Consider the following 19482-nt stretch of genomic DNA (forward strand, 5'->3'; position numbering starts at 1 on the left):
GGGCTACCTCAGCTTGAGCGTGGCAAGGCCCGCAAGGGCGAACAGGACGGACAGGATCCAGAAGCGGACGACGACGCGGGTCTCCGGCCAGTTCTTCTTCTGGAAATGGTGGTGCAGCGGCGCCATCAGGAAGATGCGCTTGCCTTCGCCGGTCAGCTTCCGGGTAATCTTGAACCAGGTCACCTGCATCATCACAGACAGGGCCTCGAGTACGAAGAGGCCGCCTATGACGGCGAGCGCGAACTCATGCTTCACGGCGACGGCAACAACGCCGATCAGGCCACCAAGGCCGAGCGACCCAGTGTCGCCCATGAAGACGCGGGCCGGATAGGCATTGAACCAGAGGAAACCCATGCCGGCACCGATCATGGCCCCGAGCAGAACGCCCATTTCGCCGGCACCCGGCGTGAACTGGATGCCGAGATATTCTGCAAAGATGAAGTTACCAGTCAGATAGGCGATGAGTGCGTAGGAAGCGCCAGCAAACATCATCGGCACAATGGCAAGACCATCGAGCCCGTCGGTGAAGTTCACCGCATTTGCGGCGCCGACGACAACCAGCATCGCGAACAGGATGAAGAACCCGCCAAGCGGCACGAAGTAATCATTCACGAAGGGCACGGCGACACCGCCGGAGAAGGACTGGTCGTTCGGCTCAACCGTCGTTTCGGGCGCCAGATTCGCAATCATCTGCGCGAGATCGTTCAGCGCCCCCCATTCGGCATGGCCGAGCGGCGTATGCGCGCCGTGGAGCCCCATGATGAAGGCGCCAGCAAGGGCGGCGACACCGAATTCAACCAGCAGGCGGACTTTTGCGGATACGCCGGCATCATCCTGCTTGGTGACTTTCGCATAGTCATCAAGGAAACCGAGCGTCGCATAGGAGATCGTCACAAAGAGGACGGTCCAGATATACGGGTTGGAAAGGTCAGCCCACAGCACGGTTGCGAGCAGCAGCCCGATCCAGATGAGGAAGCCGCCCATGGTCGGCGTTCCCCGCTTGGAAAGCTGCGCTTCGAGGGAGAGATCGCGAATCGGCTGGCCCTTGCCCTGGCGTCGTTGAAGCTGGCCAATAATCCAGTCGCCGGTCAGGACCGAGAAGAGAAACGCTGTGACGATCGCGCCGCCGGTGCGGAACGTCGTGTAGTTGAAGAGGCGGAACAGCCCGTCATCGGCTGCAAGCAGTTCATACAGCATCGTTACCCCCTGCCACTCGTTCTGAGTCGCGGTCCATCACTTGCTCGTCTGCGGTCATGCTCCACTGGCGCAACCTGTCTGCGAGCCTGCCCATCCCGGATGCATTCGAGCCTTTTATCAAGAGGAGATCACCGTTCGTGACCGAGAATTTAACAACCGAATCCAGCTCTTTCGCATTGACTTGCCAATGGGTCTCGATTCGCCCCTCAAGCGAATCCGCGAGCGGCTTCATCCCCTCACCGGCGAGAAATACGATCTCGGCCCCGGCTTCGAGAATCGGCCCTGCCAGCGCGCGATGCTCTGCTTCCGACGTCGCCCCCACTTCCAGCATTTCCCCCAGTGCCACGAGGTGGCGCCCGCCTCTGCGCGCAGCGAAGCTGGCGAGGGCGGCCCGCATCGAGGCGGGGTTGGCATTGTATGCATCGTCAACGAGAAGCACCTCGCCACCCGCAGGCAGTTTGAGGATCTCGGCCGTGCCCCGTCCTGGCGGTGGCGTATAGCCGGAGAGGTCCAGCGCTGCCTTGTACAGATCGATGGAGGAGTTCAGTCCTGCCGCCAGAAGCGCGCAGGCGACATTGTCGGCCCAGTGTTCGCCGACGGCATGGATTTCTACGTCGAGCAGGCAGGTCAGGGCATTTACGGCAATGTGACTCATACTGCCGGCGCAAGCGTAGCGCTCCACCCAGGCAAATCCGTCACGATTGCTGACCCAGTCAGTCGCTGTCTTGTCCGCGTCACGTCCAAACAGGCCGATGGGAGCCTCCGGCTTCAGTGCGCGAACGTGTTCGACCAGCGCTGGCAACATTGGATCAGCAGCCGGCAGCACGACCTGCCCGTCAGGCTCGACCAGCCCGGCAGCAATATCCGCCTTCTCCCGGGCTACGCCCTCGATGGAGCCAAGGCCTTCAAGGTGGGCTGGCGCAATGCGCGTGATCACGGCCACATGCGGCTGCACCATCCTCGAGCGCGGCGCGATCTCACCCGGAGTCGACATGCCGATCTCGAACACCGCGTATTCGGTATCTGCAGGCATGCGCGCGAGTGTCAGCGGCACGCCCCAGTGATTGTTGAAGCTTTTCACCGACCAGTGCGCCTTGCCCGCGCCTCGATGGATGCGCGCAATCATTTCCTTGACGCTTGTCTTGCCGACCGAACCGGTAATCGCAATCCGCACCGCATCTACAGCGCGTTCACGAGCGGCGATGCCGAGCTTCTCTAGGGCCTCCAGGACATCATCGACGATGATAAGCGGGCCCGATGCGCCCTCAACCTCTCGGCTGACGAGCGCAGCGCCTGCGCCAGCCTCAAAGGCGTTGGCAACGAAGTCATGCCCGTCGCGGACGTCTTTCAAGGCCACGAACAGATCGCCCGTCGCAAGGCTGCGCGTGTCGATGGAAACACCATCGACCTCGAATGGCGCGGTGACCCGTCCACCGGTAGCGGCAGCAATCTCGTCAGACGTCCAGAGTGGGCGCGTCATGCCTTCACCCCCTCAAGGGCAGCTTTCGCGGTGTCCTGATCGGAGAATGGAATGACGGTCGAGCCGATAATCTGCCCTGTCTCATGGCCTTTGCCAGCGATGAGCAGCGTATCACCTGCCTTGAGGTCGGCCACAGCTTTGCGAATCGCGTCACCGCGATCACCGATCTCGACGCCATTGGGCACCGCTTCAAGAATCGCCTTGCGAATGGAGGCCGGGTCTTCCGAGCGCGGATTGTCGTCCGTAACGATCACAATGTCTGCCTGCCTGGCAGCGATCTCGCCCATCAGCGGACGCTTCTTGCGATCCCGGTCGCCGCCGCAGCCGAAGATGACAACGAGCTTGCCGGCCGTATGTGGGCGGGCCGCGCGGATGAGAACGTCCAGGCCGTCCGGCGTGTGCGCATAGTCAACAAAGACCCCGGCGCCGTCGGCGGTCTCGCCCACGAATTCGAGACGGCCCTTTACTGGCTTCAGGCTCGACATGCCTGCACAGACGCCCTGCAGCGGCGCACCGAGCGCGAGCGCCAGGCCGGCAGCCGTGAGGGCGTTCAGCGCCTGGAATTCACCGATCAGCGGAAGCGCGACCTCAAAGGCCTCGCCGCGCCATTTCAGGAAGAGTTTCTGTCCCGTGGCGCGCGGCATGAGTTCCTCGATCTTGAGGTCTTCACCGCGCCAGCCAACCGAAACCGGCTTGAGACCAGCTGCTTTCGCGCCCGCCTCAAAGGCTGCGCGTTCCGGGCTGTCCGCATTGACCACAGCTGGAGCGCCTGGAGGCATCAGCTCGGTAAACAGGCGCATTTTCGCGGCCCGGTATTCATCCATGTCGGCGTGGTAGTCGAGATGATCCTGGGTCAGGTTGGTGAAGGCGCAGGCGGCAAGTCTTACCGCATCCAGACGGTACTGAACGAGGCCGTGAGACGAAGCCTCCATTGCGCAATGGGTCACGCCCTGGTCTGCGAGCGTCGCCAGCGTCTCATGAATGGCGACCGGGTCCGGTGTCGTGTGACCGAGGTCAATGTGTCCCTGAGGCCCAATGGCACCGAGCGTGCCCATGGAGGCTGCCGACAGGCCTGACGTCTCCCAGATCTGCCGGAGAAAATCGACAGTCGAGCTCTTGCCATTCGTTCCTGTGACAGCAACGACGGTTTGCGGCTGGCGGGCATAGAAGGCTGCCGAAGCGGTCGCCAGCGCGAGACGCGGCTCGTCGACCTCGATCGCAATCGCGGGCGACACGTCCGGCAACTCGTGTCCGATGATTGCCACCGCGCCCTTTTCGATCGCCTGCGGAATGAACTCGCGGCCGTCCGCGACGACGCCCTTGAGAGCGGCAAAGACGAAGCCCGGCGACACCTTGCGGCTATCGGCGGTCAGGCCAGTGACTTCGGTGGCGGCATCTCCGCCCAGTCCGGGAAACAGCGAATTCAACTTCATAGACTACTCCTTCTCTGAGAGACGGAGCGGACCATCGGGCTGTCGCCGCGACCCAGATCCTCGAATTTTGGTTCGACGCCCAGCATGGGCGCAACCCGTTCGATCACCCGGCCTGCCGTCGGCGCAGCATTAAATCCAGCTGTTCGTCCGCGGCCTGCTCCTGCTTTGGGCGCATCGAGCACGATCAATACGACATAATCAGGGCTGTCGGCCGGAAAGATTGCCGCAAAGGATGAGATATTTTCGTCGTGGGCATAGCCCCCGGCAATCGGCTTTTCGGCGGTGCCGGTCTTGCCCGCAACGCGGTAGCCTGCAACTTCGGCGAACCTCCCGGTTCCATCGACCACGGCCTCGCGCAGCATTCGCGTCACGACTGCCGCCGTGGGCGCCGAAATCACACGCCGCGTGCGCCGGCGCTTGCCGTCCATGATTATGGTTGGCTCAACCACTTCGCCGCCATTGGCGAAGACTGAAAAGGCGGTCGCAAAAGCCATTGGAGATACGGCAATACCGTGACCATAGCTCACTGTAGCGGCATGAATTTCGTCAAACTGTTCCGGCAGGAGCGGCGCGGCGCTGCCAGCGACTTCGACGGGAGACCGGTCGAACAAGCCCACCGCTGCGAGCATTTCCTGCTGGCGGCGCGCGCCGAGCATGATGGCGATCTTGACCGTGCCGATATTCGAACTGTCCGCAACAATGCGGGTCGGTGAGGCATGGCCTGAAATCGGATGATCGTCATGGATCGCGCGCCCGGAGATGACGAGCGGTTCGCGCACATCGAAGCGGTCACTCGGCCGGATTGCGCCAGTGTCGAGGGCAGCGGCAACAGTGAGCGGCTTGTAGACTGATCCCAGTTCAAACAGGGCACCGACGGCCCGGTTCAGGCGCGCAGGATCATCGCGGTCAAGTTCCAGCACGCGATTGGGATCAATTGGCGGCCAGCTGGCAAGGCCCATGACCTCGCCATTGCGCGCGTTCAGAATGACCCCGGCGCCGCCTTCCACCCCGTATTCGCCGGCTGCGGCGGCCAATTCAGCCTCAAGCGCGAACTGCACATTGGAATCAATGGTGAGCTTTAGCGGTTCCCGGCTGGAGAGCAGCTCTGAATCCATCGCATATTCGACGCCAGCAAGCCCCTGTCCGTCCGTACCGGCATAGCCGAGAATATGCCCTGCCAGCGTTCCGCGCGGATAGGCGCGGCGGCTCTCTTCGCGAAAATCGAGTCCTTCGAGTCCGAGGTCAAATACGGCCTGCCGCTGACGCGGGGTGAGGCCACGGCGCACCCAGACGAAGGCGCGCTCCTTGTCGGAGAGATCGGCCGTCAGCTTGTCGACATCGATGTCCGGAAAGACACGCCCGATTCCACTGGCGACTTCTGCCGGGTCCCAGATGGCGCGGGGGTCCGCAAACAAGGAGTACACCGCAACAGACGTTGCCAGCAATTCGCCATTGCGGTCGACAATGTCGGCGCGGCGGATCGGATCCTCAAAAGCCCGCGAGTCGCCTTGATCGGCGGGCTGGGATGTCATGGCCACCATACCGGCCTTGCCAGCGATCACGGCAAAGCCCAGGCAGGTGCAGAGCGAGACGAGCTTGGTGCGCATGGACGCACCCTCCGCAGGACCATCAAAACGGACATTATCCATTGGTGCCCCCTTCGCGGTCGCGGCGGAGTTCACCGATTTCATCAACACCGTCAGGCGGCCCTATCAGCTGGTCGAGATCTTCCGGCCGGGCAAACTGTTCTGCGCGCGCCGGCACCATGCCGAGTTCGGTACGTGCATATTCCTCGACCCATTCCTGCCGCGACAGGTGGCTGAGCTCACCAAGCAGCACGCGGCGTTCACGGATCGCCTCTTCAATTTCGGCTTCGACAGCGGCAATCTCTTCAGCGCTCTCGATCGCGCCGTACTTCGCCCGGTAGAGGCTGAAGATGAGAAGGCCAATAATGGCGATACCGACCATGAGCGCGCGGCGGTTCATGATGAGGCCTCCACTTGCGACAGGTCAGGAAGGTCGACACCAGTTGCCACGGGGAGGGCCATAGGAGGCGCTGCGGTACGCACAGCCACCCGCAAGCGAGAAGAGCGGGCGCGCGGATTGGCTTCAATTTCGGCATCCGTCGGCTCGATGGCCTTCTTCGACGGCATCTCGAAACTCGGCCGCGCCTCGTCTGCCTTCTCCGGCATATGGCGGGAACCGCCGCCCTGAAGGCCTGAGCGTTCCCGCATGAAAAGTTTCACCATCCTGTCCTCCAGTGAGTGGAAGGTCACGATGACGAGCCGCCCGCCCTCTTTCAGGACTTCTTCGGAAGCTTCCAGTGCGCGGGCCAGTTCTCCAAGCTCATCATTCACGAACATCCTGATCGCCTGGAACGAACGGGTTGCCGGGTGCGTGCGTGAGCCGCGCCGGCCACCGAGCGTCTCCTCGATCAGATTCGCAAGATCAAGGGTCGAAGTGAAAGGAGACTTAAGGCGGCGCTCTTTAATGGCGCGCGCGATCCGGCGGGACTGCTTTTCCTCGCCCAGCCGGAAGAAGATGGTCGCAAGATCACGCTCATCCATCTGGTTTACAACATCGGCCGCTGAAGGCCCGGCCTGCCCCATCCGCATGTCGAGCGGGCCGTCACGCATGAAGGAGAAGCCGCGCTCGGCCTCATCCAGCTGGAAGGAAGACACACCGAGATCGAGCGTGATGGCATCGACCGCCGGAACGCTCACGCTCGCGAGCAGCTGCTTGATGTCGCCGAACTGCCCCTGCAGCGGGATCAGCCGCGGCTGTGACCTTGCGACCTCCAGTGCGCGCTTGATAGCATCGCCGTCGCGATCAATGCCGATAAGCCTGCACTCAGCCGCTGCGAGTAGCGCTTTCGCATAGCCTCCCCCACCAAAAGTGCCATCAACGAGCACGTCACCGGCCCGCGGCGCCATCGCCTCAACGACCTCTTTCAGAAGAACGGGAACGTGCGCCATCAGTCGCCTCCCCCGCCACCGAAGCCTGGAAGACCGCCCGCCGCCATGGCCTGCTGGAATGGCTCGGCCATCGCATCCTGATTCTTGAGCGCGGTTTCCGCCATCTGGGCGTCGAAGGCTGCAAACCGCGATGGCTCCCAGATATGGAACCGGTCAAAGGCGCCCGCAAAGACCAACTTCTTCTCGATTCCGGCGGCCTCCAGCAGGGAAGCCGGGATGGAGATACGGCCCGTATCATCCATTTTCAGGTCAGCGGAACGGGTGAAGATGGTGTGCATGAAGGCGCGGCGATTGGGATCATTCGGCGCCATTCGCGCCAGGGTCTGGCGGTAGAGCGCCATCAGCTCGTCGCCGCCGCCCTCAAGGCAGCCGGAGCCGTCAATAGCCGGCCACAGGAATATGCGGTTTCCGCCAGCAAGGGCCGCGCGGAAGGGTGCGGGCACAGAGACCCGTCCTTTCGCATCGAGCGATGTTTCATAGGTGGAAACAAACACCAACCGCTTCCCTTGTGCCCCACCACCCCAGTTCTTGGGATAGCATCATCATGGTTTGGGATAGCATGGGGAAACTTGGGAACCAATGGGGCGACTGCCCGATTCGGTTACTCCACAAGAGATCATATGCGGAACAAATATAGAATGAACCGGAACTACCTCAGCAAACACAGGCCCTTTCGCGCGTTAACAGTTTGAAAAGACTTTATTTACAGGGCATTAACCTGCCCCAAAAATCGCACAGCTTTTTTATGAAATTTTCAGCGCGAGAGCGGCCACCGCTTTGAGTCTGCACAGGCCAGGTGCATTCCTTGAAGAAATTGACGGCTTCGCAGGGTTTTCAGTGGTAAGGGCAGACCCGATGCAATTACGCGCCGTCATATTTGCCATCGGCCTCATGGTTGCCCTTCTCGGGGCCGCCATGATTCCGTCAGCCCTGCTCGACATCGCAGATGGCACGGAACAATGGCACGTCTTCCTGATCTCCGCTGCAATCAGCATCCTGATCGGTGCCGGCCTCGCCGTGCTGGTTGGCGGCGCGCCACCATCCACAGGTGCGCGGGAGGCCTTCCTCCTTACGGTGATGATCTGGATCGTGCTTCCGGTGATCGCGACCATCCCCTTCCTGAATTACGGCATGTCCTTCACGGATGCGATGTTTGAATCCGTTTCCGGCCTGACCACCACGGGTGCCACTGTGATGACCGGCCTCGACTCGACCTCGCGCGGCATCCTGCTCTGGCGCGCCATCCTGCAGTGGATTGGCGGCATCGGCATCATCGTGACCGCCATCGCGATCCTGCCAATGCTGCGTGTTGGCGGCATGCAGCTCTTCCAGATTGAAAGCTCGGACATGTCGGGCAAGTTCCTGCCTCGTATCACCGAGATCACGGCGCAGACCGGCATCGTCTACCTCATCATCTCTGCCGTATGCGCTATCACCTATGCGGCCTGCGGCATGAGTGCATTCGATGCAATCGCCCACTCCATGACCACCATGTCGGCGGGCGGGTATTCGACGCACGACACCTCCTTTGCCTATTTCAACGACACCCCTGCCGCCTATGCCGCGACCTTCTTCATGTTCATTGCCGGGCTTCCCTTCAGCCTGCTGGCCCTGCTCATCCTGCATGGTCGCTGGCGCCCGATGATCACCGATCCGCAGCCGCGGCTCTATGCCTGCCTTGCCCTCGGCTTTGCGCTGGTGATCGTGGTCTGGCATGAAGCCGTCGTCGATCCGCCAATCTTCGATCACGTTTTTCACGGCTTCCGGCAGGCCCTGTTCAATATCATCTCGATCATGACGGGAACGGGCTATGCGTCGGCGCCCTATGATACCTGGGGCGAACCGGCCGTCATCATCTTCCTGATCGCGACCTTCCTCGGCGGCTGCGCCGGCTCTGCAGCCTGCGGCATCAAGATGTTCCGCCTCGAAATCAGCTTCAAGGCGGTCCTTGCCTATGCCTCGCAGATCGTGCGGCCGAACCGGGTGGTCCGTGTGCGGTATGCAGGACGCGTGGTCTCATCGGACACACTGCAATCGGTGATGGTGTTCGTGTTTCTCTACCTTGCGACTTTCGTCATCGCTACCATTCTGCTTTCCATGACCGGGCTGGACCTTCTGACGTCGATCTCGGCTGCAGCCACAAGCGTTTCGAATGTGGGGCCCGGCCTCGGCCCGGTCGTCGGTCCATCGGGCACATTCCAGGACATTCCGGTTGTCGCCAAGTGGATCTGCTTCATCACAATGCTCATGGGACGGCTCGAATTCGTCGCCGTTTTCACGCTGATGACGGCCCGCTTCTGGAAAGGCTGAGGCGCCGGGTGCAGCAATTCTGCAAATGGCTTTGAGTTGCGGGACTGCAGACTTTGCGGCAGATACACGCGATGAGCATGATTTCGAGCACACACCATCCGTCCCTCCACGATCAAATGCTGGAGATTGGTCGCCGCGCACGGGCAGCATCCAGTCGGCTAGCATCCTTGAGTGCTGCTGACCGCACGCGAGGGCTTAACGCCATGGCGGACGCGCTCGAGACATCCCAAACCTATATTCTTGACGCGAACAAGCGTGACATGTCCGGCGCCCGGTCGAAAGGCTTGACAGATGCCATGCTGGACCGCCTGATGCTTGACGCAAAGCGTCTGCGCGGGGTGGCCGATGCAGTGCGCGCGGTTGCCGCACTCGACGATCCTGTCGGCAGCGAAATTGCGCGCTGGACGGTGCCCTCCGGGCTCGACATTGCCCGCGTGAGAACACCGCTCGGCGTGATCGGCATCATTTATGAGTCGCGCCCGAACGTAACCGCCGATGCTGCAGCGCTCTGCCTGCGCTCGGGCAATGCTGCGATCCTTCGCGCAGGCAGCGAGAGCCTGCAATCTGCCCTCGCGATCGCGACGGCGCTCCGGTCCGGCCTTGAAGGTGCGGGCCTGCCCGCCGACGCCATCCAACTCGTGGATACGCCTGACCGCGAAGCCGTCGGGCACATGCTGTCGGGCCTTGATGGCAAGGTTGACGTCATCGTTCCGCGCGGCGGCAAGGGACTCGTCGCCCGCGTGCAACAGGATGCGCGCATCCCTGTGATCGGACACCTGGAAGGTCTGTGTCATGCCTATGTCGATGCAGACGCAGACCCCGAAAAGGCGGTCAATATCGTGCTGAATGCAAAGATGCGTCGCACGGGCATTTGCGGCGCGCTGGAAACCCTTCTCGTGAACGAGTCCGTCGCGTCCAATCTGCTGCCCGCGATTGCCGCGCCATTACGCGATGCGGGATGCGAGCTGCGCGGTGATGAGGCTGCCCGCGCAATCCTGCCTGACATGGTTCCGGCGACTGAAGAAGACTGGCGGACCGAATACCTTGCCCCCATCCTCTCGATTCGCATCGTCGACGACCTTGATGACGCGCTGCATCATATCGCAACCTTCGGAACCGGTCACACTGAGCTTGTCATCACCGAGAACAACAGCACGGCAGAACGATTTCTGATGGATGTCGATGCGGGCATCGTCCTGCACAACGCGTCCACGCAGTTTGCCGATGGTGGAGAGTTCGGCATGGGCGCAGAGATCGGAATCGCGACGGGCCGGATCCATGCGCGCGGGCCTGTTGGTGCCGAACAGCTGACCATCTTCAAATATGTCGTTCGCGGCACCGGCCAGACACGTCCGTGACCCGTAGCAAACGGCATTCGCCAGCTATACTTCCACCTGTCCGAACCCTGCCACCATCGCTGACACACCAGCGAATTGGCCTGTTTGGCGGCTCATTCAATCCGCCGCATTCGGGGCATCTGCATGTCGCCGAAACCGCGCTCAAACGCCTGCGGCTTGACTGGATCTACTGGCTGCCCGCGCGCGGCAACCCTTTGAAAAGCAAGCCGGCCGCCTTCTATGAACGCGTGCACCAGGTGCGCGAACTCATTGGCCATAATCCGCAGATGTTCGTCAGCGATTTTGAGCACTGGGCCAATGTCCGCTACACGATCGATGTTCTCAAACAGTTCACCCGCCACAGCCCGAACGCGAAATTCGTGTGGCTGATGGGTGCTGACAGCCTCCAGAACTTTCATGACTGGCGCGCCTGGGAAGAGATTGCACAGACGATACCGATCTGTGTCGTGTCTCGCCCCGAAGCCGGGCCGCGGGCCTTGCGTTCACCCTTCGCCCGCAAGTATGCGGGTCAGCGCGTGCGCGAGAGGCAGGCGGCGCGCTTGCCGGGCCTCGATGCGCCTGCCTGGGTCTACCTCAAGGCGCCATATGACCGCACGTCATCGACCCAACTGCGACGTGACGCTCAAAAACGCTAGAGCCAGTTCAGCGGTCGTGATATGCTCTTTCGAGTCGAGAAAAAGGAATTGAGACCCTGCCTTCCACGAGTACGCAGCCCCTAAAGGCCGCCAAAGCTAGCATTGATGACATTCGCGCGCTGGCCGACACCGTCATCAACAGTCTTGAAGACGACAAAGCTGAAGACATCACCGTGATCGATCTTCAGGGAAAATCCTCACTCGCAGACGTCATGATCATCGCGTCCGGCCGATCTGCCCGGCACGTCGCTTCCATTGCCGACCACCTCGCCCAGACCGTCAAGGATGCAACGGGCCGCCCGGTCAAGCTGGAAGGCCTGCCGAATGCTGACTGGGTGCTGCTCGACGTTGGTGACATCATCGTGCACCTGTTCCGTCCCGAAGTGCGCGCTTTCTATAATCTTGAGAAGATCTGGTCTGACGACAGCGCCCACGGCCACGCCTGAGCGGCAGGCCTGACCCGCCGCCATGCGCATCACGATCCTCTCGGTCGGAAAGCTGAAGTCCGGCCCCGAACTCGACCTGTGCGAAGATTATCTCGACCGCTTCCGCAAGGCTGGCCGAGCCCTTGGCTACCGTAGCGCCGACATCATCGAAGTTGACAGCGGAGGCGGCCTTGATGCCGAAGCTGAGCGGCTGCTCTCCAGACTCCCGGCGGGCGCGCACGCCATACGGCTAGACGAGTATGGCAAATCCTGGCGCTCCACCGATTTCTCCGCCTATCTCGCCCAATTGCGGGACCGGGGCCAGCCGGACCTCTGCTTCCTGATTGGCGGGGCCGAGGGCTATGGCGATGCCGTCAAGTCCGCAGTGACGCAAAAAATGGCGTTCGGCGCCCAGACCTGGCCACACCGTCTGGTCCGCGCCATGCTCGCTGAGCAACTATACCGCGCCGCCAGTATTGAAGCCGGCCTCCCCTACCATAAAGACTAGCTGTTCAGAACCTGGCACTTTGATCTTTGGCATCTTCGCGTCCAAAGAAGACGCGACATAAAAACTTGAAGGGAATGAAAAATGGCAACTGGTGAACTGGAAGGCCGCAAGGCATTGGTAACGGGCTCGGCAACCGGCCTCGGCCGCTCGATCGCAATCCGCCTCGCTGAACGCGGTGCCGACGTCATCATCAATTGCACGCGCAGTGTTGAGGATGCTGAAGAGACCGTTGCCGCCTGCAATGCCGCCGGCGCTCAGGCCCAGCTCGTCACCGGCGATGTTTCGAGCGAGGAAGGATGCAGGAAACTTGCAGATGCGGCCGCCCAGTGGGGCAAACTGGACATTCTGGTGAACAATGCCGGCATCACCCGGCACGCGCGCGACCATTCCGACCTCGACGCGCTATCGCGGCAGGACTTCATGGACACTTATGCCGTCAATGTGGCCGGTCCGTTCCTGATGATGCAGGCCTGCCGTGACCTGATGGTCACAGCCCACAAAGAAAGTGGCCGAGCGTCTGCTGTGCTCAATGTTTCATCAATCGCAGGCGTCACGGGTATCGGCTCTTCTGTCGCTTATGCCGCCACGAAAGGCGCTTTGAACACAATGACATTGTCTTTGGCCCGTGCACTGGCTCCGGCCATCAGGGTAAATGCTGTGTGCCCAGGATTCATCGGTACACGGTGGTTCAAGGACCGTATGGATGAAGAACAGTATGAGCGCATGGAACAGGGGGTCCGCAAATCCGTGCCGCTTCATGTGGCCAGCGGCCCCGACGACATTGCAGATTCAGCGATTTTCTTCCTGACCGATTCGTCGCGTCATGTGACCGGCGAAACCTTGCTCGTGGACGCTGGAATGCACCTCGGATACGCCCCTCTCAGCGCACGCTGAACGATGAATCAGCTCTTTTGACAGGCTGATTTTGCGTCCATTGCCCGATTTTCGTGCTGCTGCGCAAAAATTGACGCAATAACCCTTGTCGAAGTGGATCAGAACCTGCTGCCGCCTCCACTGTTTTCTGGTGATGAGGATGCAAAGGAGGTTCATTATGAGCAAATCATTCACACGTGCAGCCGTTCTGGCAGTTGCAGCTAGTGTCGTCGCAACTCCGGCCCTTGCTGAGGGCGAGTGGAGCGGAAACGTAACCCTGTCGAGCGACTACGTCTTCCGTGGCTTTACGCAAACTGACGGCGCGCCGATGATTTCAGGCGGCTTCGATTTCGCGTCAGATGACTTCTACATCGGCACCTGGGCGTCCGGCGTAGACTTCGGAGATGGCACATCGACCGAAATCGACGTCTATGCTGGCTGGACACCGACGGTCGGCGTCTTCGATCTCGATCTCGGCGCGATCTATTACTGGTATCCGGATGCTCCGGACGATCCATCCCAGAACTTTGTTGAGGTGTATGCCGGCGGCAGCACGACCCTTGGTGAGTTCGTGGAAGTCGGCGCTTCGGTTGCCTACTCCCCTGACTTTTACCTGGAAAGCGGAGACGCCTTCTACTGGGCGGCCAGCGCAGGCATCCCACTGGGCGAGAGCTTTGGCCTCGACGCCACCATTGGTTACTCCGACTTCCAGGACCTGTCGGGTGCTGACTACACCGACTGGTCCATTGGTCTGACGACAGCGCTCGAAGGCTTCGACTTCGACTTCCGCTATATCGGCACCGATGTTGACGGCAATGACGACTCTTTCGTGGTCGCTGTCAGCCGCGCACTCTAGACCAAGAGTCAGAGCAGACCTGGCAGGCGTTTTCCTCCTGTAAACGTCAGTCAGGACATCAGGCCGCCGCTCATTCCGATGAGCGGCGGTCTTTCTTTTGCCCTAGAACGCATCAATATGTGAGAAGAGGAGGCTGGACATGGCGGATCCCGCAAGCACACCCGTAGATGCGCTGATTCCGGCGATGACCCTGCTCGCTGCAGGCGGGGCGGCTGCGCTTGTGTGCAAGGCGCTGCGTCTCTCTCCCATTGTCGGCTATCTCGCTGTTGGAATTCTCATCGGCCCGGATGCTTTCCATCTCATCCAGGAAAGTTCGACCACGCACCTTCTCGCCGAACTTGGCGTGGTGTTTCTGCTGTTCGATATCGGGCTGCATGTTTCGCTCCGTGAGCTGAGGGAGAGCGGTCGTGACCTGATGGGGCTGGCGCCATCGCATCTCGTCCTGACCAGTTTTCCCTTCACGATTGCCCTGATGCTGTTCGGCCTGGATTGGCCCGTCGCGCTGGCTCTCGGCCTGTCCTTTGGACTGTCATCAACGGCCGTGGTCTCGCGCGTCATGTCTGAACGCGGGCTCGGTTCCTGCCCGCTGGGACGCTCATCGACCCATGTCCTGATCTTCCAGGACATTGTGGCGATCTTCCTGCTCATTTTTGCAACCTCGATCAGCTCTGGCGGCGACGCCAGCGCGCTGGCGCTGACGCTGGCACGCGCGGCCGGGCTCGCCGTACTCGCTTTCATTGTTGCCTTCGCCGCCGGTCATTTCCTGATGGGCCCGGTGTTCAGGAGCCTTGCCCAGACACGCAACCAGGAAGCCTTTACCGCTGTCACACTGCTGCTGGTGCTTGGCGCGGCGTCCGCCACCGCACAGCTCGGCCTGTCGCTGACGCTTGGCGCGTTCCTGGCCGGCCTTGCGGTGTCCGGCACTTCATTCCGCCACCAGATCCAGATGGAGACCGGGCCGTTCCGCGGCCTGCTCCTGTCCTTCTTCTTCATGTCGGTCGGCCTGTCGGTAGACCTTGATGTCCTCGCCAGCCAGTGGCCATTGGTGATCGCGATTGCGCTCTCCATCCTGCTGATCAAGACCGTCTTCGGCTTTGCTGCCGCACGTCTCAACAAGTGGAGCAATCCCGGCAGCGTCCAGCTGACCTTCCTGCTGGCGCAGGGGTCTGAATTCACGCTGGTCGTCCTGTCGATCCTGACCTCCGTGACCGGAATGGTTCCGCCTTTTGTTGCAACCATCTCCGTGGCCGCGGTGGCGCTGTCTCTCGCCGTCGCGCCTTTCTGGGCTGCCGGCGGAATGAAACTGTCGCGCAAGGTCGCCAGCCTTTTTGCCGGGCAGACGCGGCCGGACAATGAGATCACGCCGATTTCGCCGGACCGGCCTGTCATCATATTTGGCATGACGCCATCAGGCCGCCTTACCGCCGATGCCCTGTCAGACCATGATATTCCTCATGTCTGCCTCGATGCTGAACCTGACCGCTTCGTGTCAGCCATCGCGGACGGCTACACGGTTTCGTTTGGAAATGCGGCCAATCTCAGACTGGTCGAGGCGATCGCTGGCCCAAATCCCCGTGCTGTCGTGATCGGGGCCCCACGCTATGACGTCTCGCGCGACCTCACACCCGCAGCGCAGCGCGAATTTCCCAACACGCCGCGCTTTGTCGCCGTCGACAATGAAGCGGACCGCCAGCGCTTTTCAGACCTTGGCATGCGCGCCTGGCTGTCCATGGGCAAGCCGGTCGGGATCGAGATGGCGGCTGACGTTTTAAGGCAGTTGGGGATCGAGGAGAAGCAGGTGGCCGAGTGGGTCTCGCGCGAAGCGGACCGGTTCGACGTGAAAGAGCCGATGCCCGAAACCAGCGAAACGCTTGAAACCGAAGCGGCCTGAATTCGTAAAGCCCGAAGACGAAAAAAGACCGGACGCCAGAAGCGCCCGGTCCAACTCGGTTATTGCCAACCTAACAAATTGGGCTAGCCGGCAATTCTCCGGGGTTCGCTGTCACTGGCATTCTTTCGGTCGCGCTTGCGCTGTGGCTGGAAGGCGACCTTGGCGTGTTCGGCGCAATATGGCCCGCAATCGGACTTGCGGCCGCAAAACGCAAACTTCGGATCGGCCGGGTCGCCGATGGGCCATTTACACATGGAGTCGCGAAGCGTGAGAATTGTCGCTGCCTCACCGTCGGCTACGGGAGCCGGCTGGAGTGCCGAAGCAATGGCATGCTGCTCGGAGCGGCGGATGCGCGTCTCTTCCGGCGACTTGATGGGGGCTGGCACCGATCCATCCGGGCTGAGCCTTGGCTTTGGCCGGGCCAGGCGCGGTGGACGCTTCACTGGGCGAGACGGCGTGGCGCGGCCCGACAGACCGAGCCGGTGAACCTTGCCGATCACGGCATTGCGGGTCACTCCGCCCAGTTGTTTCGCAATCTGGCTGGCTGAATGACCTTCAGCCCAGAGTTTCTTCAGAACTTCGACGCGTTCTTCCGTCCAAGACATGGATAGCCTCCTGGCGCTTTGCACCCCTAGATGTTGTAGCAGCTAAAATCAGCCGCCCCCGTTAACACCTAGATATCGTATCAAGAGCGAAACGAAACACAATATGCTGAGATCGGTTCTCCACAACCTTTCAACATATAGTGTCAGCTGTGGACAGATTGGAAAAATACGAGCAGATTCGCGGTTTGCCTATCGTCATCCGCACTGTTCATACCTAAATAGCCGCGATGACCGATCAGACCTCTGCCGTTTCCCGCCCTCTTCCGAAACCGCCGCGCGCATATGGTGCCGTCAACTGGATAGGCCTCTGGACACTCTATAAGCGGGAAGTCGGCCGGTTCCTGAAAGTCTGGATGCAGACCCTGTTCGCGCCGGTCATTACCACCCTCCTTTTCATGACTGTGTTCAAGCTCGCCTTCGGTAATCGCGGCACGCTGACCGGAGACTTTGAAGGCCTCGACTATAACAGCTTCCTCGCGCCGGGCCTGGTCGTGATGTCGATGTTGCAGAACGCCTTCCAGAACACCTCCTCATCGCTCACCATCTCGAAGGTCCAGGGTAGCCAGGTCGACTTCCTGATGCCGCCGCTTTCGCCCGTGGAGCTGACGCTCGGCTTCATATTCGGTGCTGTGACGCGCGGCCTCATGGTGGGCGTCATCGGCGCGCTTGCCATTCACTTCAGCGGCCTTGCAGACCTCAGCATCGTCAATATCTGGCCAGTTGTCTGGTTCAGCCTTATGGCCACGATCTTCCTGGCCGCACTCGGCGCAGTCGGCGGGATCTGGGCTGACAAGTTCGACCATCTCGCCGCCGTGACCAATTTCGTGATCGTCCCGCTCACCTTCCTGTCCGGCACATTCTATGACATCAAGGTGCTGGTTGAGCCTTTCCAGACGGCGGCCCATTTCGACCCGATCTTCTATCTCATCGACGGGTTCCGTGCTGGTTTTATCGGTGTGTCAAACTCAGACCTGATGACCGGAATGGTAGCGTCCGGGGTCTTCACTTTCCTGGCATGCGTCTGGGTCTGGTGGCTGTTCAGGATCGGCTACAAGCTGAAAGCCTGATTTCTCCGGCTTGACGAGACCCTCCCCTCGGCACACCAGAAGCGCCATGGCTGACCTTCCAATCCTTCGCCTTGCCGATGTCGAGCTGACCTTTGGCGGCACACCGATCTTTACGGGCGTCACATTTACCCTCGCCAAGGGCGAGCGCGCTGCACTTGTCGGGCGCAACGGTGCCGGAAAATCAACCCTGATGAAGCTTGTCACCGGTCGCCATGAGCCGGATGCGGGTGAGCTCTGGCTTCAGCCTAGAACTGACGTTGCCGTCGTCGAACAGGAACCTGACGTCAGCGCCTTTGAAACCGTGCTTGATTACGCGAGCGATGGCAGTGACGAGACCTGGATGGCTGAAGCCGAACTCGGCCTTTTCGGCATCGATCCGACGGCCAGCCCGGCCACGTTGTCGGGAGGTCAGATACGCCGCGCGGCCCTGGCGAGGGCATTCGCGAAAGATCCCGATATCCTGCTCCTGGACGAGCCAACCAACCATCTCGACGTCCCGATGATCGAGACGCTGGAAGATCGCCTGAAATCCTTCCCCGGTGCCGTGCTGCTCGTCAGCCACGATAGGCGTTTCCTCGAAAATGTGACCACCACAACGCTCTGGCTGCGTCAGGGCAAGGTCTGGAAGTCGCCGCGAGGTTATGCGGAATTTGACGACTGGGCAGCTGGGATCGAGGCGGAGGAAGAAAAACAGCTGCAGCGCATGAAGACCCACCTGAAGGAGGAGCAACACTGGCTCGCCCGCGGCGTCACCGCCCGCCGCAAACGCAATATGGGACGTCTCGCGCGACTGCACGACCTGCGGGCGCAACACGCCAAACAGAAGTCCCTCATCAATGAAGCCAAGTCGACTGCTGGCCTGTCTGCCGAAAGCGGCGACAGTCAGAGCCGCAAGGTGCTCGAAGCTTTCAGCATCTCGAAAGCCTTCGGGGACCTCGTCATCGCCGATGATCTGTCACTGCGTATCCTGCGCGGCGATCGTATCGGCATCGTCGGCCCGAACGGTGTCGGCAAGACCACCCTGCTCAAGATCCTGCTGGGCGAACTCGAGCCTGACAAAGGCTCGGTCAAACTCTCGCAGGCACTTACCGTCACCTATCTCGACCAGACCCGGGAAACCCTCAAGCCGACGGATACGCTCTGGGAAGCGCTCGCGCCGGCTGGCGGCGACGCGATCATGGTGCAAGGCAAGTCCAAGCATGTCGCAGCCTATGCCAAGGACTTCCTGTTCTCGCCTGAACAGCTACGTCAGCCCGTGTCGGCCCTGTCCGGCGGCGAACGCAATCGGCTCACGCTCGCCATTGCGCTCGCCAAACCGGCCGATGTGCTCGTGCTGGACGAGCCGACCAATGATCTCGACATGCAGACTCTCGACCTGCTTGAGGAAATGCTCAGCGAATTTGACGGCACGCTGATCCTTGTCAGCCATGACCGTGCCTTCCTTGATGCGATTGTGACGTCGTGTCTTGTTCCGCTCGGCCGCGGCAAATGGGTTGAGACGGCAGGCGGATGGAGCGACGCGGCAGAGCAGGTCCCGTCGCTGACAAGCCAGCGCGCCGGGAAGACCGTCACCTCCACCAAGACCAAGCCAGCGAGCACGCCCGACCGCGCAGCCCGCAGGGACGCCAAACTCTCCTTCAAGGACCAGCACCGGCTGAAGGAAGTCGAGCAGGCAATGCCCCGGCTTGAAAAGGAAATCGCAAAGCTCGAGGCTGATCTCGCCGATCCCGATCTTTATGGATCGGATCCGGACCGGTTTCAGACGATTTCCGGCCGCCTTGAAAACGCCAGGAAAGAGCTGGAGCAAGCCGAAGAAGCCTGGCTCGAAATCGAGGCCCTGAAGGAAAGCCTCGCCAGCAACAACTAAGC

Annotated in this window: 18 protein-coding genes; 10 read left to right on the forward strand and 8 right to left on the reverse strand. The window is 61.0% G+C overall.

Annotated features, from left to right (window positions below; all coding sequences use genetic code 11):
• Positions 1–3: 3 nt before the first annotated feature.
• Genes mraY through B8746_RS15225 form a run of 7 tightly spaced genes read right to left on the reverse strand, consistent with a single transcriptional unit; the run spans position 4 to position 7579 of the window.
• Positions 4–1197, reverse strand: a complete 1194-nt coding sequence (gene mraY / locus B8746_RS15195; RefSeq protein WP_084394554.1) for a phospho-N-acetylmuramoyl-pentapeptide-transferase — start codon at positions 1195–1197, stop codon at positions 4–6.
• The gene (locus B8746_RS15200) at positions 1187–2677 is read right to left on the reverse strand and encodes a UDP-N-acetylmuramoyl-tripeptide--D-alanyl-D-alanine ligase (protein ID WP_084394555.1); all 1491 of its coding nucleotides are present in this window, start codon (positions 2675–2677) and stop codon (positions 1187–1189) included. Before B8746_RS15200 ends, mraY begins: the two co-directional genes overlap by 11 nt.
• Positions 2674–4110 (reverse strand): UDP-N-acetylmuramoyl-L-alanyl-D-glutamate--2,6-diaminopimelate ligase, encoded by a 1437-nt coding sequence (locus tag B8746_RS15205; RefSeq protein ID WP_084394556.1) that lies wholly within the window; start codon positions 4108–4110, stop codon positions 2674–2676. Before B8746_RS15205 ends, B8746_RS15200 begins: the two co-directional genes overlap by 4 nt.
• Positions 4107–5759, reverse strand: a complete 1653-nt coding sequence (locus B8746_RS15210; protein ID WP_084394557.1) for a peptidoglycan D,D-transpeptidase FtsI family protein — start codon at positions 5757–5759, stop codon at positions 4107–4109. The genes B8746_RS15205 and B8746_RS15210 overlap by 4 nt, the downstream gene beginning before the upstream one ends.
• Positions 5752–6096, reverse strand: a complete 345-nt coding sequence (locus tag B8746_RS15215) for a septum formation initiator family protein (RefSeq protein ID WP_084394558.1) — start codon at positions 6094–6096, stop codon at positions 5752–5754. The genes B8746_RS15210 and B8746_RS15215 overlap by 8 nt, the downstream gene beginning before the upstream one ends.
• Positions 6093–7085 (reverse strand): 16S rRNA (cytosine(1402)-N(4))-methyltransferase RsmH, encoded by a 993-nt coding sequence (gene rsmH, locus B8746_RS15220; RefSeq protein WP_084394559.1) that lies wholly within the window; start codon positions 7083–7085, stop codon positions 6093–6095. The genes B8746_RS15215 and rsmH overlap by 4 nt, the downstream gene beginning before the upstream one ends.
• Entirely contained in the window at positions 7085–7579 is a 495-nt protein-coding gene (locus B8746_RS15225; RefSeq protein ID WP_158084660.1) for a division/cell wall cluster transcriptional repressor MraZ, read from the reverse strand. The genes rsmH and B8746_RS15225 overlap by 1 nt, the downstream gene beginning before the upstream one ends.
• A 361-nt stretch (positions 7580–7940) precedes the next feature.
• Between B8746_RS15225 and B8746_RS15230 the strand changes: the two genes are divergently transcribed.
• From B8746_RS15230 to B8746_RS15265, 8 genes are all read left to right on the forward strand, one after another.
• Entirely contained in the window at positions 7941–9395 is a 1455-nt protein-coding gene (locus tag B8746_RS15230; RefSeq protein ID WP_233124368.1) for a TrkH family potassium uptake protein, read from the forward strand.
• 71 nt (positions 9396–9466) lie between these two features.
• Complete coding sequence (locus B8746_RS15235) at positions 9467–10753, forward strand: glutamate-5-semialdehyde dehydrogenase (RefSeq protein ID WP_084394561.1); 1287 nt, start codon at positions 9467–9469, stop codon at positions 10751–10753.
• Positions 10750–11388, forward strand: a complete 639-nt coding sequence (nadD, locus tag B8746_RS15240; protein WP_233124370.1) for a nicotinate (nicotinamide) nucleotide adenylyltransferase — start codon at positions 10750–10752, stop codon at positions 11386–11388. The genes B8746_RS15235 and nadD overlap by 4 nt, the downstream gene beginning before the upstream one ends.
• A gap of 119 nt (positions 11389–11507) precedes the next feature.
• A complete protein-coding gene (gene rsfS / locus B8746_RS15245; protein ID WP_370371162.1) occupies positions 11508–11834 on the forward strand; it encodes a ribosome silencing factor in 327 nt (108 codons plus the stop codon).
• A gap of 22 nt (positions 11835–11856) precedes the next feature.
• Positions 11857–12321 carry a 23S rRNA (pseudouridine(1915)-N(3))-methyltransferase RlmH gene (gene rlmH / locus B8746_RS15250; protein ID WP_084394563.1) on the forward strand — a complete coding sequence of 155 codons (465 nt, stop codon included), beginning with the start codon at positions 11857–11859 and terminating at the stop codon, positions 12319–12321.
• A gap of 81 nt (positions 12322–12402) precedes the next feature.
• Complete coding sequence (locus B8746_RS15255) at positions 12403–13215, forward strand: SDR family NAD(P)-dependent oxidoreductase (protein WP_084394564.1); 813 nt, start codon at positions 12403–12405, stop codon at positions 13213–13215.
• Between the two features lie 157 nt (positions 13216–13372).
• Positions 13373–14050 carry a TorF family putative porin gene (locus B8746_RS15260; RefSeq protein ID WP_084394565.1) on the forward strand — a complete coding sequence of 226 codons (678 nt, stop codon included), beginning with the start codon at positions 13373–13375 and terminating at the stop codon, positions 14048–14050.
• Between the two features lie 139 nt (positions 14051–14189).
• Positions 14190–15941: a cation:proton antiporter domain-containing protein gene (locus B8746_RS15265; RefSeq protein WP_084394566.1), complete on the forward strand. Its 1752-nt coding sequence runs from the start codon at positions 14190–14192 to the stop codon at positions 15939–15941.
• An 83-nt stretch (positions 15942–16024) separates the two neighbouring features.
• Here B8746_RS15265 and B8746_RS15270 read toward each other — a convergent pair whose 3' ends face one another.
• Positions 16025–16546, reverse strand: a complete 522-nt coding sequence (locus B8746_RS15270; RefSeq protein ID WP_084394567.1) for a GcrA family cell cycle regulator — start codon at positions 16544–16546, stop codon at positions 16025–16027.
• A 227-nt stretch (positions 16547–16773) separates the two neighbouring features.
• On the opposite strand from B8746_RS15270, the gene B8746_RS15275 reads away from it, so the two are divergent.
• Positions 16774–17613: an ABC transporter permease gene (locus B8746_RS15275; protein WP_084394568.1), complete on the forward strand. Its 840-nt coding sequence runs from the start codon at positions 16774–16776 to the stop codon at positions 17611–17613.
• 46 nt (positions 17614–17659) lie between these two features.
• Positions 17660–19480 (forward strand): ABC-F family ATP-binding cassette domain-containing protein, encoded by a 1821-nt coding sequence (locus B8746_RS15280; RefSeq protein WP_084394569.1) that lies wholly within the window; start codon positions 17660–17662, stop codon positions 19478–19480.
• Positions 19481–19482 lie beyond the last annotated feature (2 nt).

Source organism: Henriciella pelagia, from assembly GCF_002088945.1.
GTDB lineage: Bacteria > Pseudomonadota > Alphaproteobacteria > Caulobacterales > Hyphomonadaceae > Henriciella > Henriciella pelagia.